At 63.5% G+C, this 13522-nt stretch carries 12 protein-coding genes; all 12 read right to left on the reverse strand.

The annotated features are described in order from the left end of the window. Positions 1–2: 2 nt before the first annotated feature. The 12 genes from J3P84_RS22365 to mraZ are packed head-to-tail and all read right to left on the reverse strand — an operon-like array spanning position 3 to position 13377. Complete coding sequence (locus tag J3P84_RS22365) at positions 3–968, reverse strand: D-alanine--D-alanine ligase (RefSeq protein WP_305496638.1); 966 nt, start codon at positions 966–968, stop codon at positions 3–5. Next, positions 965–2425 carry a UDP-N-acetylmuramate--L-alanine ligase gene (gene murC, locus J3P84_RS22370; RefSeq protein ID WP_305496639.1) on the reverse strand — a complete coding sequence of 487 codons (1461 nt, stop codon included), beginning with the start codon at positions 2423–2425 and terminating at the stop codon, positions 965–967. Before murC ends, J3P84_RS22365 begins: the two co-directional genes overlap by 4 nt. Then, complete coding sequence (gene murG, locus J3P84_RS22375; protein ID WP_434625947.1) at positions 2418–3488, reverse strand: undecaprenyldiphospho-muramoylpentapeptide beta-N-acetylglucosaminyltransferase; 1071 nt, start codon at positions 3486–3488, stop codon at positions 2418–2420. Before murG ends, murC begins: the two co-directional genes overlap by 8 nt. Beyond that, entirely contained in the window at positions 3478–4695 is a 1218-nt protein-coding gene (gene ftsW / locus J3P84_RS22380) for a putative lipid II flippase FtsW (RefSeq protein ID WP_370870999.1), read from the reverse strand. The genes murG and ftsW overlap by 11 nt, the downstream gene beginning before the upstream one ends. Beyond that, positions 4692–6038, reverse strand: a complete 1347-nt coding sequence (gene murD / locus J3P84_RS22385; protein WP_434625950.1) for a UDP-N-acetylmuramoyl-L-alanine--D-glutamate ligase — start codon at positions 6036–6038, stop codon at positions 4692–4694. Before murD ends, ftsW begins: the two co-directional genes overlap by 4 nt. A gap of 5 nt (positions 6039–6043) precedes the next feature. Next, a complete protein-coding gene (gene mraY, locus J3P84_RS22390) occupies positions 6044–7126 on the reverse strand; it encodes a phospho-N-acetylmuramoyl-pentapeptide-transferase (RefSeq protein WP_030139681.1) in 1083 nt (360 codons plus the stop codon). Continuing rightward, the gene (locus tag J3P84_RS22395) at positions 7126–8493 is read right to left on the reverse strand and encodes a UDP-N-acetylmuramoyl-tripeptide--D-alanyl-D-alanine ligase (RefSeq protein WP_434625953.1); all 1368 of its coding nucleotides are present in this window, start codon (positions 8491–8493) and stop codon (positions 7126–7128) included. The genes mraY and J3P84_RS22395 overlap by 1 nt, the downstream gene beginning before the upstream one ends. Beyond that, positions 8486–9949 carry a UDP-N-acetylmuramoyl-L-alanyl-D-glutamate--2,6-diaminopimelate ligase gene (locus tag J3P84_RS22400; protein WP_434602871.1) on the reverse strand — a complete coding sequence of 488 codons (1464 nt, stop codon included), beginning with the start codon at positions 9947–9949 and terminating at the stop codon, positions 8486–8488. Before J3P84_RS22400 ends, J3P84_RS22395 begins: the two co-directional genes overlap by 8 nt. Beyond that, entirely contained in the window at positions 9949–11688 is a 1740-nt protein-coding gene (locus J3P84_RS22405; RefSeq protein ID WP_305501351.1) for a peptidoglycan D,D-transpeptidase FtsI family protein, read from the reverse strand. Before J3P84_RS22405 ends, J3P84_RS22400 begins: the two co-directional genes overlap by 1 nt. Further along, positions 11688–11981: a cell division protein FtsL gene (gene ftsL, locus J3P84_RS22410; protein WP_003178214.1), complete on the reverse strand. Its 294-nt coding sequence runs from the start codon at positions 11979–11981 to the stop codon at positions 11688–11690. Before ftsL ends, J3P84_RS22405 begins: the two co-directional genes overlap by 1 nt. Next, positions 11978–12925 carry a 16S rRNA (cytosine(1402)-N(4))-methyltransferase RsmH gene (rsmH, locus tag J3P84_RS22415; RefSeq protein ID WP_305496646.1) on the reverse strand — a complete coding sequence of 316 codons (948 nt, stop codon included), beginning with the start codon at positions 12923–12925 and terminating at the stop codon, positions 11978–11980. The genes ftsL and rsmH overlap by 4 nt, the downstream gene beginning before the upstream one ends. Further along, positions 12922–13377: a division/cell wall cluster transcriptional repressor MraZ gene (mraZ, locus tag J3P84_RS22420; RefSeq protein ID WP_003205355.1), complete on the reverse strand. Its 456-nt coding sequence runs from the start codon at positions 13375–13377 to the stop codon at positions 12922–12924. Before mraZ ends, rsmH begins: the two co-directional genes overlap by 4 nt. Positions 13378–13522: the final 145 nt, after the last annotated feature.

Below are 13522 nucleotides of genomic sequence, written 5' to 3' on the forward strand. Positions count from 1 at the left end.
GCTTAACCCCTGGACTCTTGGTTGCCGACACTGGCGGCCAGGATCGACAGCACCAGTTGCTGGAAATCCAGGCCGGCAGCACGAGCCGCCATCGGAACCAGGCTGTGGTCGGTCATGCCGGGCGCGGTGTTGACTTCCAGGAACCAGAACTGCCCATCGGCGTCCTGCATCACGTCCGCCCGCGCCCAACCGGCGATACCCAGCGCCTCACAGGCCTTGGCCGTGAGGTCCATCAATTGTTTTTCCTTGGCAGCGTCCAGCCCGCAGGGAATGCGGTACTGGGTGTCATTAGCGATGTACTTGGCGTCGTAGTCGTAGAACGTGTGGGGCGTGCCCAGCGCAATCGGGGGCAACACCTGGTCACGCAGGGTGGCGATGGTGAACTCGGGACCGGTGATCCATTGCTCGACCAACACTTGCGAATCGTAGGAACTGGCGTCCTTCCAGGCTGCGGTCAACTCAGGCAGCGAATTCACTTTCGCCATGCCGATACTTGAACCTTCATGGGCCGGTTTGACGATCAAAGGGAAGCCCAGTTCCGTCGCCGCCGAAATACAATCGGCCTCGGACGCCAGCACGGCGTGACGCGGCGTCGGGATGCCGAGGCTGTGCCAGACCTGTTTGGTGCGCAACTTGTCCATCGCCAGGGCGGAAGCCAGGATGCCACTGCCGGTGTAGGGAATGCCCAGGCATTCGAGCAAGCCCTGCATGCTGCCGTCTTCGCCGCCACGGCCATGAAGAATGATGAAGGCGCGATCGATCTTTTCGCTCAGCAGGCGCTGCAGGAAGTCGTCGCCCACGTCGATGCCGAATGCGTCGACGCCGGCGCTTTGCAGGGCTTGCAGCACGGCGTTGCCGGACTTGAGAGAGACCTCGCGCTCGGCGCTCTTGCCACCGAACAGCACGGCCACGCGGCCGAAGGCTTTCGGATCAAGGGTCGAGACCAGGTTGGCGTAGGCAGCAGTCATTTCAGTTTCCCCTCGCTGGAGGCCACGGTGGCTCCGGCGAATAACGGACTTTTCAACAGTTTCGGGGCCAGGCCACCGATATCACCGGCGCCCTGGCAGAGCAGGATGTCGCCGGCGCGCAGCAGCGGCTTGACCAGCGGCGCGAGGTCCACGCCGCGGTCGATGTAGATCGGGTCCAACTGGCCGCGCTGGCGGATGCTGTGGCACAGCTGGCGGCTGTCGGCGCCCGGGATCGGCTCTTCGCCGGCCGGGTAGACTTCCATCAACAGCAGCACGTTGGCGTCGGCCAGCACCTGGACGAAATCGTCGTACAGGTCGCGGGTGCGGCTATAGCGGTGCGGCTGGTAGACCATCACCAGCCGGCGCTCCGGCCAGCCACCGCGCACGGCCTTGATCACCGCCGCGACTTCGGTCGGGTGATGGCCGTAGTCATCCACCAGCATCACGTTGCCGCCGTCCACCGGCAGCTCGCCGTAGACCTGGAAGCGTCGACCCACGCCCTGGAACCCGGACAGGCCCTGGACGATGGCTTCATCGCTGACGCCTTCGTCGGTGGCGATGCAGATGGTCGCCAGCGAGTTGAGCACGTTGTGGTTGCCGGGCATGTTCACCGACACGTCCAACGGCTCGCGATCAGGACGCAGCACGGTGAAGAACGTCTGCATGCCCTGCTGGCGCACGTTGATCGCGCGCACGTCGGCGTCTTCGCCAAAGCCGTAGGTCACGGTCGGACGCTTGATCAGCGGCAGGATTTCGCGCACCACCGGATCGTCCAGGCACACCACCGCCAGACCGTAGAACGGCAGGTTGTGGAGGAACTCGACGAAGGTTTTCTTCAGTTTGTTGAAGTCACCGTCGTAGGTCGCCATGTGGTCGGCGTCGATGTTGGTCACCACGGCCACCAGCGGTTGCAGGTGCAGGAAACTTGCATCGCTCTCGTCGGCTTCGGCGATCAGGTAGCGGCTGGTGCCCAGTTGGGCATTGGTGCCCGCGGCGTTCAGGCGCCCACCGATCACGAACGTCGGGTCCAGGCCACCGGCAGCGAACACCGAGGCGATCAGGCTGGTGGTGGTGGTCTTGCCGTGAGTACCGGCGACGGCGATGCCGTGGCGATAGCGCATCAGCTCGGCGAGCATCTCGGCGCGCGGCACCACGGGAATGCGACGTTCCAGGGCGGTGGCGACTTCCGGGTTGGAAGTGTTCACGGCGCTGGAGACCACCAGCACATCGGCGTTGGCGGCGTTCTCGGCACGATGGCCGATGAAAATCTGTGCACCGAAGGATTCCAGGCGCTCAGTGACCGGCGAAGCCTTCAGGTCGGAACCCGAGACCTGGTAACCCAGGTTCAGCAACACCTCGGCGATTCCGCACATGCCCACGCCGCCGATCCCGACGAAGTGGATGCGGCGGATGCGGCGCATTTCCGGCTGCGGCATGGCTTTGCGATTCTCAACCATGGGCCACCTCCAGGCAGGTATCGACCACTTGGGCCGTTGCATCGGGTTTGGCCAGGCGGCGCGCGGCGCGGGCCATGTCTTCGAGTGTTTGCGGCTGCATCAAGACCTCTGTCAGGCGCGCAGCGAGATCCGCGGCGCCAGTCGTTCTTTGTGGCATCAGGAAGGCAGCGCCTTCGCGGGCCAAATAATCGGCGTTGCGGGTCTGGTGATCGTCGATGGCGTGGGGCAAAGGCACCAGCATCGAGGGCAGACCGGCGGCAGCCAGTTCACTGACGGTCAGCGCGCCTGCGCGGCAGACCACCAGGTCGGCCCAGCCATAGGCTTGGGCCATGTCTTTGATGAAAGGCTGCACTTGCGCCTCGACGCCAACGGCGCGATAGCGCTCGGCGGTCACTTCATCGTGGTTTTTGCCAGCCTGGTGAAACACTTCAGGGCGCAGTTCGGGGGCGACCTGGGACAAGGCTTCGGGCAGCAGTTTGTTCAACGGTTCCGCTCCCAGGCTTCCGCCCAGGATCAGCAAACGCGCCTTGCGTCCGGCCAGGGCCGGGCGCGGTGTATCGAGGAACAGCTCCGTGCGCACCGGGTTACCGGTGGTGCGACGGCTGCCCGACAGGGTAAAGGTGTCGGGGAAGGCTTCACACACTCGAGCGGCCAACGGCACCAGTAACCGATTGGCGGTACCAGCGACCGCGTTCTGCTCATGAACGATCACCGGCACACCGGCCAGTTTTGCCGCGACGCCGCCAGGACCGGTCACATAACCGCCGAAGCCGACGACACACACCGGCCGCAGCCGACGGATGACCGCCCGCGCCTGCCAGATCGACTTGAGCAGCATCAGCGGTGCCTTGAGCAGCGACAGCTTGCCTTTGCCCCGCAGGCCACTGGCGTTGATCCGATGCAGCTCGAGGCCGGCGGCGGGTACCAGTTCATTCTCGATGCCACGCGGCGTGCCGAGCCAGTGCACGGTGTAGCCGCGCGCCTGGAACTCCCGGGCGCAGGCCAGCGCCGGAAATACATGCCCGCCGGTTCCGCCCGCCATGATCAGCACGTTAGCGCCCATGAGTCGGCTCCTCGGCGAAGTCGCTTTCATGGAATTCCATTTCTTCGCTGCCCAGGTGGGTTCGACTTTCCCACTCGATGCGCAGCAACAAGCCGAGGCAGGCACAGCAGATCACCAGGGAGCTGCCGCCATAACTGAGGAACGGCAGCGTCAGGCCCTTGGTCGGCAGCAGGCCGACGTTCACCCCGATGTTGATCAGAAACTGGCCGATCCACAGGAACGACAGGCCGTACGCCACGTACGCGGCAAAGAACTGCTTGGCCTTCTCGGCCCACAAGCCGATGTACATGCCGCGCACACAAACGAAGACGAACAGCGCGACGGTGCACAGGGAGCCCACTACCCCCAGCTCCTCGGCGAGAACCGAGAACACGAAGTCGGTGTGAGCTTCCGGCAGGTAGAACTGCTTTTGCACACTGTTGCCCAGGCCCACGCCCAGCCACTCGCCGCGACCGAAGGCGATCAACGCCTGGGTCAACTGGTAGCCGGAACCGAACTGGTCGGCCCACGGATCGGTAAAGGTGATCAGGCGCGCCATCCGGTACGGCTGGGCCTGCACCAGGACGGTCACTGCCGCGAACGCCAGCGCTACCATCAGGGTGAAGCGGAACAGCCCGACACCGCCGAGGAACAGCATTGCCGCCGCCGCGCCCATCATCACCACCGTCGCGCCGAAGTCCGGCTCCATCAGCAGCAGGCCGGCCATCGGCAGCAGCACGATGAACGGCTTGAAGAAGCCCATCCAGCTCTCGCGCACTTCTTTCTGACGACGCACCAGGTACCCGGCGAGGTAGATCACCACAAAGACCTTGGCGATTTCCGAGGGCTGCACGTTGAAGAAGCTGAAGCCGATCCAGCGCATGGAGCCGTTGACCTCGCGGCCGATACCCGGCACCAGCACCATCACCAGCAGGCCGAAGGCACCCAGCAACATCAGCCAGCCCAGGCGTTGCCAGGTGGCGATCGGCACCATCATGGTGACAATGCACGCGCCCAGGCCGATCACCAGGTAAATCAGGTGGCGGATCATGTGGTAGAGGGTGTTGCCCGATTGCACGGCGGCCACTTCCGACGAGGCGGAGGTGATCATCACCAGGCCCAGGCCGAGCAGCGCCAGGCAGCCGGCGAGCATCGGGAAATCCAGGTCGATACCGCGACCGGTAATCAGCGGCGACGGGTACGGCTTGATGATGTTCATCAGGCTCATGCCAAGTCCTCCGCAGCCTGGGCGAACAGTTGCCCGCGCTCTTCGTAATTCTTGAACATGTCGAAACTGGCGCAGGCCGGCGACAACAGCACGGCATCGCCCGGTTGCGCGAGGGCACGGCATTGCTGCACGGCTTCGTCCAGCGAAGCGACGCGAACCTGCGGCACGGCATCGCCGAGGGCTTGGGCGATCAGTTCGCGATCGCGGCCCATCAGCACCACGGCACGACAGTTGGCCGCCACCGGATCGCGCAGGTCTTTAAAATCGGCGCCCTTGCCGTCGCCACCGGCAATCAGCACGAGCTTGCCCTGGATGTCCGCGCCGAGGCCTTCGATGGCAGCCAGGGCGGCGCCAACATTGGTGGCCTTGGAATCGTTGTACCAGGCCACGCCATCCAGGTCGCGCACCCACTGGCAGCGGTGCTCGAGCCCGGCAAAGCTGCGCAGCGCCGAAAGCATGGCGTCGAACGGCAGCCCGACGGCATGCCCGAGGGCGAGCGCGGCCAAGGCATTGGCCTGGTTATGGGCGCCGCGAATCTTCAGTTCGCGCACCGGCATCAGGTTCTGGAATTCGAAGGCCAGATATTTCTCGCCGTTCTCTTCGCGCAAACCGAAGCCTTTGAAATCTGGCGCGCCGAGGCCGAAAGTCCAGCATGGCAGCCCTTCGCTCATCAGCGGACGGGTCAAGGCGTCCTGGCGGTTGAACACCACTTGCCGGGCACCACGGAAAATCCGGTGCTTGGCCAGGTGATAGGCCGGCAGGCCGCTGTAGCGGTCCATGTGGTCTTCGCTGATGTTCAGCACAGTGGCCACTTCAGCGCCAAGGTGATCGGTGGTCTCGAGCTGGAAGCTCGACAGCTCCATGACGTACAGCTCGACCTCGTCGCTGAGCAGATCCAGCGCCGGGGTGCCGAGGTTGCCGCCCACGGCGACACGCTTGCCGGCGGCCGCGGCCATTTCACCGACCAGCGTGGTGACGGTGCTTTTCGCATTGGAACCGCTGATGGCGATAATCGGCGCCTTGGCGTTGCGCGCGAACAGCTCGATGTCGCCGGACAATTTCACGCCCCGGGCGGCGGCAGCCTGCAGGGCCGGGGTCGCCAGGGCCAGGCCGGGGCTCACGTAAAGCTCGTCGGCGCGGCACAGGAACTCGACGTCCAGCTCGCCACAACGCACATCCACCTGGGGATAGTCACGACGCAGCGTGGCCAGCTCAGGTGGATTTTCCCGCGTATCGGCGACGGCAAACGACACACCCCGGTTCGCCAGGAAGCGAACCAGGGACATGCCGCTCTTGCCGAGGCCGACAACGATGCGGAAGTGGTCAGAAGCGATCAGGGACACTCGTTCTACCTCAGCTTCAGGGTGGCAAGGCCGATCAGCACGAGAATCACGGTGATGATCCAGAAACGGACGATCACGCGCGGCTCGGGCCAGCCCTTGAGTTCAAAGTGGTGGTGGATCGGCGCCATGCGAAATACCCGGCGGCCGGTCAATTTAAAGGAAGCAACCTGAATGACGACTGACAGGGTCTCCATCACGAACACGCCGCCCATGATGAACAGGACGATTTCCTGGCGAACGATGACGGCGATGGTGCCCAGGGCCGCGCCCAGCGCCAGCGCACCGACGTCGCCCATGAAGACTTGCGCCGGGTAGGTGTTGAACCAAAGAAAGCCCAGGCCGGCACCGATCAGCGCGCCGCAGAATACGATCAGCTCGCCCGCCCCCGGTACATAAGGAATCAGCAGGTATTCAGCGAATTTCACGTTACCCGACAGGTAGCAGAAGATCCCCAGCGCACCACCGACCATCACCGTCGGCATGATCGCCAGGCCGTCGAGGCCGTCGGTGAGGTTGACCGCGTTGCTCGAACCGACAATCACAAGGTAAGTCAGTACGATGAAACCTGCGCCCAGCGGGATGCTGTAGTCCTTGAGCATCGGCAGGATCAGGGTGGTTTCCACCGGCGAGGCGGCGGTCATATAAAGGAAGATCGCCGCGCCGAGGCCGAACACCGACTGCCAGAAATATTTCCAGCGGCTTGGCAGCCCACGGGAGTTCTTCTCGATGACCTTGCGGTAGTCGTCGACCCAGCCAATGGCGCCGAAAAACAGCGTCACCAGCAGCACGACCCAGACGTAACGGTTCGCCAGGTCGGCCCAGAGCAAGGTGCTGATACCGATGGACGACAGGATCAGCGCGCCGCCCATGGTCGGGGTGCCGGATTTGGACAGATGCGACTGCGGGCCGTCGTTACGAACCGACTGGCCGATCTGCAGGCTCTGCAGGGTGCGGATCATCCACGGGCCCAGGAACAGCGACAACGACAACGCGGTCAGCACACCCAGGATCCCGCGCAGGGTCAGGTACTGGAAGACCGCGAAGCCTTTGTGGAACTGTTGCAGGTACTCCGCTAGCAGCAGCAGCATTAATGTTTCTCCATACGGGTGCCGCACAAAGCCGCAACGATGTTTTCCATCGCCGCACTGCGTGAGCCCTTGATCAATAGGGTGGTGTTCGGGTCTTGCTCGGCGCCCAGGGCCTGGATCAGCTCGGCCTGCGTGGTGAAATGCTGTGCGTGCTCGCCAAACGCCGCCACGGCGTGGGCCATCATCGGGCCGACGGCGTACAGCGCATCGACCTTGCCGCGCGCGTAGGCACCGACATCGTGATGGCCTTGCTGCGCCCACTCGCCCAGTTCACCGATATCCCCGAGCACCAGCACGGTGCGACCGGAGAAACCGGCAAGGATATCCACAGCGGCGCACATGGACGTCGGGTTGGCGTTGTAGGTGTCGTCGATGACGCGCATGCCGTTGCTTGCCAACTGCGCGACGCTGCGTCCCTTGACCGGTTGTACGGCGTTCAACCCGGCGACAATGCCCGGCAACGACACACCCAGCGCATGGGCGGCGGCCGCGGCGGCCAGGGCATTGGCAACGTTATGCGTGCCAAGCAGGTTCAACTGCACGCGCTCCGCGCCATCAGGGCTGTGCAGGTTGAAAGCCGGGCAACCACGGGCGTCGCGATCCAGGTCGCTGGCGTAGAAATTCGCCGCCAGGTTGCTCAGGGCGAAGCTCAGCACCTTGCGCTCCCCGGCCCGGGTCTTCCAGATTTCGAAGGCTTTATCGTCGAGATTGAGCACGGCGATGCCATCGTTAGCCAGCCCTTCGATGATCTCGCCCTTGGCCTCGACAATTTTCTCGGGGCCGCCGAACTCGCCGACATGGGCGGTCCCGGCGTTGTTGAGCACCGCCACGTGAGGCTTGGTCATGCCGACCGTGTAGGCAATCTCGCCGAGCCGTGAAGCGCCGAGTTCGATGACCGCGGCGCTGTGCTCCGGCGCCAGTTCGAGCAGGGTCAAAGGCACGCCGAGGTCATTGTTCAGGTTGCCACGGGTCGCCAGGACCGGACCGCGTGTGCGCAGGATGCTCGCGAGCATTTCCTTGACCGTGGTCTTGCCGCTGGAACCGGTGATGGCCGCGACCGGATTGGCAAACGCCGCGCGATTCAGCGCACCGAGCTGGCCCAGGGCCTGGCGAGTGTCGCTGACCAGCAACTGCGGCAGCGTGCTGTTGCTTACTTCCCGCTCGACCAGTGCCGCGACCGCGCCTTTGGCTGCCACCTCGTTGAGGTAATCGTGACCGTCGAAACGTGGTCCGGCCAGAGCGACGAACAACTGCCCCGGCGCGATCGCACGGCTGTCGATGCTGACGCCGTCGAACGAGGCGTCCGCGGCGATCAGGCGCGCATTCAAAGCGTTGCTCAGCTCGCTGAGCTTCAAGGCCTTAAGCATGGGCCACCTCCCACGCGGTCAGGGCGTGATCGGCTTCCACCAGATCGGAAAAGGCCTGGCGCACGCCGTTTATTTCCTGGTAGTCCTCGTGCCCCTTGCCGGCCAGGACGATGACGTCGTCCGCCGAAGCGCTGGCGATCAATTGGGCAATGGCCTGGCCACGCCCGGCCACGAAGGTGACGTTATCGACCTCCGAGAAACCGGCGCGGATGTCGTCGAAAATGCGCGCTGGATCTTCACTGCGCGGATTGTCATCGGTGACCAGCACGCCATCGGCCAGTCGTTCCACGACCTCGGCCATCAATGGGCGCTTGCCGCGATCACGATCGCCGCCGCAGCCGAACAGACAAAGCAACTTGCCCTTCGCGTGCGGGCGCAGGGCCGTGAGGACTTTTTCCAGTGCATCGGGGGTGTGGGCATAGTCGACCACCACCAGCGGCTGGGTTCCGCCGCCCAGGCGCTGCATGCGACCGGCCGGACCTTCGAGTTTCGGCAGCACCTTGAGAATTTCGTCCAGGGCATAGTCCAGCCCGAGCAAGGCGCCAATGGCGGCCAACACGTTGCTCAGGTTGAAACGCCCCAGCAAGGTGCTGCGCAAGTGGTGCTCGCCCTGGGGTGTGACCAGCGTGGCGCGCACGCCTTCGTCATCGAACTGCGCCTGACGGATATAAAGGTAGGCGCTGGGGTCTTCCTGGCTGTAGGTGATCAACCGGGACTCGCGCTGCTCGGCGGCCAGTTGGCGGCCGAACTCGTCATCAATGTTGATGACCCGGCACTTCAGATCGTTCCAGGCGAACAGCCTGGCCTTGGCTTCGCCGTAGGCTTGCATGGAGCCGTGGTAGTCCAGGTGATCCCGGGACAGGTTGGTCAGCACCGCGACGTCGAACGCCAGTGCAGTGACGCGACCCTGATCGAGGCCATGGGAAGAGACTTCCATCGCCACGGCCTTGGCGCCGGCCTTCTTCAGGTCGGCCAGGGTCGCCTGCACGGCAATCGGGTTCGGCGTGGTGTGCAGGCCGCTTTGCAGCGCGCCATGGAAACCGTTGCCCAGCGTTCCGACGATGCCGCAATGCTGGCCGAGCAGATCCAGCGCCTGCGCCACCAACTGGGTAACGCTGGTCTTGCCGTTCGTGCCGGTCACGCCGATCAGGTTCAGGTGACGGCTCGGTTCGCCATAAAAACGCCCGGCGATGTCCGACAACTGCGCCGCCAGTCCCTTGACCGGGATCAGCGGAACATCAGTGATCGGCAGCACGGTTGCGCCGTTCACTTCATAAGCCACCGCCGCCGCGCCGCGCTTCAAGGCGTCGGCAATGTGGTCCCGACCATCGAAACGGGCACCCGGCACCGCCAGGAACAGGTCTCCGGCGCGCACGTCGCGGCTGTCGAGGGCCAGCTCGCGAATCAGCAGGTCATGCCCGGCGTGGGCAAAAATCTTGTTCAGGCTCAGGGACATCAGCCACGCCCTCCGTCGGCTTTCAGGGGGACGACCGGGGCGGTACTCGCCTGCTGGGTCGGCGGCAGGTTATCCGGGGTGATGTTCATCAGGCGCAGGGTGCCGGACATCACTTTGCTGAACACCGGCGCCGATACCAGGCCGCCGAAATAACCGGCCTTGCTCGGTTCGTCGATGACCACCACGATGGCATAGCGCGGATCGCTCATCGGCCCGAAGCCGGCGAACAGCGAACGATAGGAATTCTCGGCATAACCCTTGGTGCCCACGGAAGTCTTGCGCGCCGTACCGGACTTGCCGGCAACGTGATAGGCCGGAACCTGAGCGCGATAGACACCGCGCGGCGCCTCGATCACCTGTTGCAGCATGCCCTGCATGGTCTTGGCGACGTCCTCAGGGATTACCTGGGTGGTTTGCGGCGCCTTGTCGGTCTTGATCAGCGTCAGCGGGGCAATACGGCCATTGTTAGCCAGCGCGGAAAACGCGTGGACGAGCTGGATCGCCGTCACGGAAACACCGTAGCCGTAGGACAAAGTGGCTGTTTCCGCCTTGCGCCATTCACGATAGTTGGGCAGGTTGCCGACGCGCTCGCCTGGGAAGCCCAGGCCCGTGTCCTGGCCGAGGCCGATCTTCTGGGCCAGGCGATAAATCGCCTCGCCACCGATATCGAAGGCGATCTTGCTCATGCCGACGTTACTGGAATTGATCAGGATGCCGGTCAGGTCGAGCACCGGTCCTTCGGTCTTGGATACGTCACGAATGGTGTACTTGCCGATCTGCAACGTTCCCGGATAGACCTCGACGGTGTCGCTCGGCTTCCAGCGCCCGGTTTCCAGGGCGGCGGCCATGGACACGGCCTTCATCGTCGAACCGGGTTCGAACACGTCGATCATCGCGCGGTTGCGCATCATCGCCGGCTGCAGGTTGCGACGGTTGTTCGGGTTGTAGGTCGGCTGGTTGACCATGGCGAGGATCTCGCCGGTCTTCACGTCCATGATCACCAGGCTGCCGGCCTTGGCACCGTTCTCGACGATGGCGTTGCGCAGCTCGCGGTTGGCCAGATATTGCAGGCGCAGGTCAATGGACAACGCCAAGGGCTTGCCGGCCTTGGCGTTTTTGGTGACCTGGACATCCTTGATCAGCCTGCCGCGCCGATCCTTGATGACCTGGCGCTTGCCGGCGACACCGGCGAGCCATTCGTCGTAGGCCAGCTCGACCCCTTCCCGTCCCCGGTCATCGATGTCGGTAAACCCGACCATATGGGCGGTGACCTCACCGGCCGGATAAAAACGCCGAAACTCTTCGATGCCGTAGACGCCCGGCACTTTCAGGTCGAGCACGCTCTGGCCTTGCTCGGGCGTCAGCCCGCGCACCAGATAGATGAATTCCTTGTTGGCCTGGGCTTCGAGGCGTTCGGTCAGAGCCTTGGGGTCCTGGCCGAGGGCGGCAGCCAGCGCCGGCCACTTCTCCTTGGCCTGCTGCATTTCCTTGGCGTTCGCCCACAAGGTGGTCACTGGTGTGCTGACAGCCAGCGGCTCGCCATTGCGGTCGGTGATCAGGCCACGGTGAGCCGGGATCGGGATATGACGCACGCTACGGGCGTCGCCCTGCTCCTTGAGGAAGTCACGGTCGACCACCTGCAAGTCGATGATGCGCCACGAGATGGCCGCGACCATGATCCCGAGCAAACCCAGGACCAGGCGGAACCGCCACGGGAACAGCGCCCCTTCGAGCTTCATCATGGCGCCACCATCTGCACTTCAGCCGCACCGGGGATGCGCATCTTCAGTTGTTCGGTCGCCAGGACTTCGATACGGCTGTGGGCGGTCCAGGTACTTTGCTCCAGGATCAACCGACCCCACTCGGCCTGCGCCTTGTCGCGCACGCTGAGCTCGTTGTAAAGGGTGTTGAGCAACTGCCGGTTCCAATGCGCGCTGTAAGACACGGCAATGGCCGAAACGAGCACGCCAATAAACAGCAGCAGCATGAAAAAGCTGCCGCCTGGCAGGGGCTTGGCGAAGAGCTTGCTCACCGCAACTTCTCCGCGACACGCATGACGGCGCTACGGGCGCGAGGGTTGGCCTTGAGCTCGGCCTCGGAGGCGAACTGCGCTTTGCCATGAATCTTGATTTTCGGTACGAACGCCTCGAAACGCACCGGCAGATTGCGCGGCAGGTTATCGGCTTCGCCTTTGGTGAGCTTGCGCATGAACAACTTGACGATACGGTCTTCCAGGGAATGGAAGCTGATCACCACCAGGCGCCCACCGATTTCCAGTGCCTCGAGAGCGGCTTCGAGACCGGCCTCAAGATCGCCCAATTCGTTGTTGACGTGGATACGCAGCCCTTGGAAAGCCCGGGTCGCCGGGTTCTTGCCTTTTTCCCAGGCAGGGTTGGCAACCTTCAGCACTTCGGCCAGATCACCGGTACGCTCGAACGGCTTGATGTCGCGACGCTCGACCACCGCGCGCGCCATGCGCCCGGAAAAACGTTCCTCGCCGTATTCCTTGAACACGCGGGCGATTTCTTCTACGGACGCGGTATTGACGAATTCAGCCGCGCTGATGCCACGGGACGGATCCATGCGCATGTCCAGCGGACCGTCGTTGAGAAAACTGAAGCCGCGTTCCGGGTCGTCCAGCTGCGGCGAAGACACGCCCAGGTCAAGCAACACGCCGCTGACCTTGCCTGCCAGGCCGCGTTGGGCGACTTCCGAACCGAGCTCCGCAAAGCTGCGCTGCACAACGACAAAGCGGCCGTCTTCGGCCGCTAGCGCTTGCCCGGTGGCAATCGCTTGAGGATCCTTGTCGAACCCCAGCAGCCGACCGTCCGGACCGAGCTGGCTGAGAATCAGCCGGCTGTGCCCGCCACGCCCGAACGTGCCGTCCAGATAGCAGCCATCAGGACGTACGGCGAGAGCCTCGACGGCTTCGTCAAGCAGTACGGTGATGTGGTTAAAGCCGCTATCAGTAGTCACAGGATCAAATCACGCAGTTCATCAGGCATGGCGCCCGGTTGTTGAATAGCAGCAAGGTCGGCGGCAGAAACCGCATTCCAGGCATCTTCGTCCCACAGCTGGAACTTGTTCAGTTGGCCCACCAGCATCGCGCGCTTGTCCAGCTTGGCGTACTCGCGCAGACGCGGTGGCACCAGGAAACGACCGCTGCCGTCGAGTTCGAGGTCGACGGCATTACCGATCAGCAGGCGTTGCAGGCGACGGTTCTCTTCCCGCAGCGAAGGCAGTGCGCGCAGTTTGGTTTCGATGATTTCCCACTCATCGAGAGGGTAAACGCATAAACATGGATCAACGGCGTCGATCGTGACGATTAACTGTCCTGAACTTCGCGAAACGAGCTCGTCACGATACCGGCTCGGCATGGCGAGACGGCCTTTTGCATCGAGACTGATAGCGTTAGCTCCGCGAAACACGTCAGCGTTTCTCCACTTTTTGGCGTTTTACCTTCAAAAAAACCCACTTCATGCCACTTTCCGCCACTTGCGCACACTATAGGAATGCGCCCACCGCACCGTCAAGGCGCGGAATGAAGGAAAAGCCTTATAGATCGGAGATTTA

The organism is Pseudomonas sp. Z1-29, assembly GCF_051131995.1.
In the GTDB taxonomy this organism is placed as follows: Bacteria; Pseudomonadota; Gammaproteobacteria; order Pseudomonadales; family Pseudomonadaceae; genus Aquipseudomonas.

Bases quoted from the DNA above. Each gene is read 5' to 3' on its own strand.
- J3P84_RS22400 (WP_434602871.1), bottom strand. From the start codon at position 9,949: ATGTCCCTGAGCCTGAACAAGATTTTTGCCCACGCCGGGCATGACCTG.
- mraY (WP_030139681.1), bottom strand. From the start codon at position 7,126: ATGCTGCTGCTGCTAGCGGAGTACCTGCAACAGTTCCACAAAGGCTTC.
- J3P84_RS22405 (WP_305501351.1), bottom strand. From the start codon at position 11,688: ATGAAGCTCGAAGGGGCGCTGTTCCCGTGGCGGTTCCGCCTGGTCCTG.
- ftsW (WP_370870999.1), bottom strand. From the start codon at position 4,695: ATGAGCCTGATGAACATCATCAAGCCGTACCCGTCGCCGCTGATTACC.
- J3P84_RS22395 (WP_434625953.1), bottom strand. From the start codon at position 8,493: ATGCTTAAGGCCTTGAAGCTCAGCGAGCTGAGCAACGCTTTGAATGCG.
- murC (WP_305496639.1), bottom strand. From the start codon at position 2,425: ATGGTTGAGAATCGCAAAGCCATGCCGCAGCCGGAAATGCGCCGCATC.
- murG (WP_434625947.1), bottom strand. From the start codon at position 3,488: ATGGGCGCTAACGTGCTGATCATGGCGGGCGGAACCGGCGGGCATGTA.
- J3P84_RS22365 (WP_305496638.1), bottom strand. From the start codon at position 968: ATGACTGCTGCCTACGCCAACCTGGTCTCGACCCTTGATCCGAAAGCC.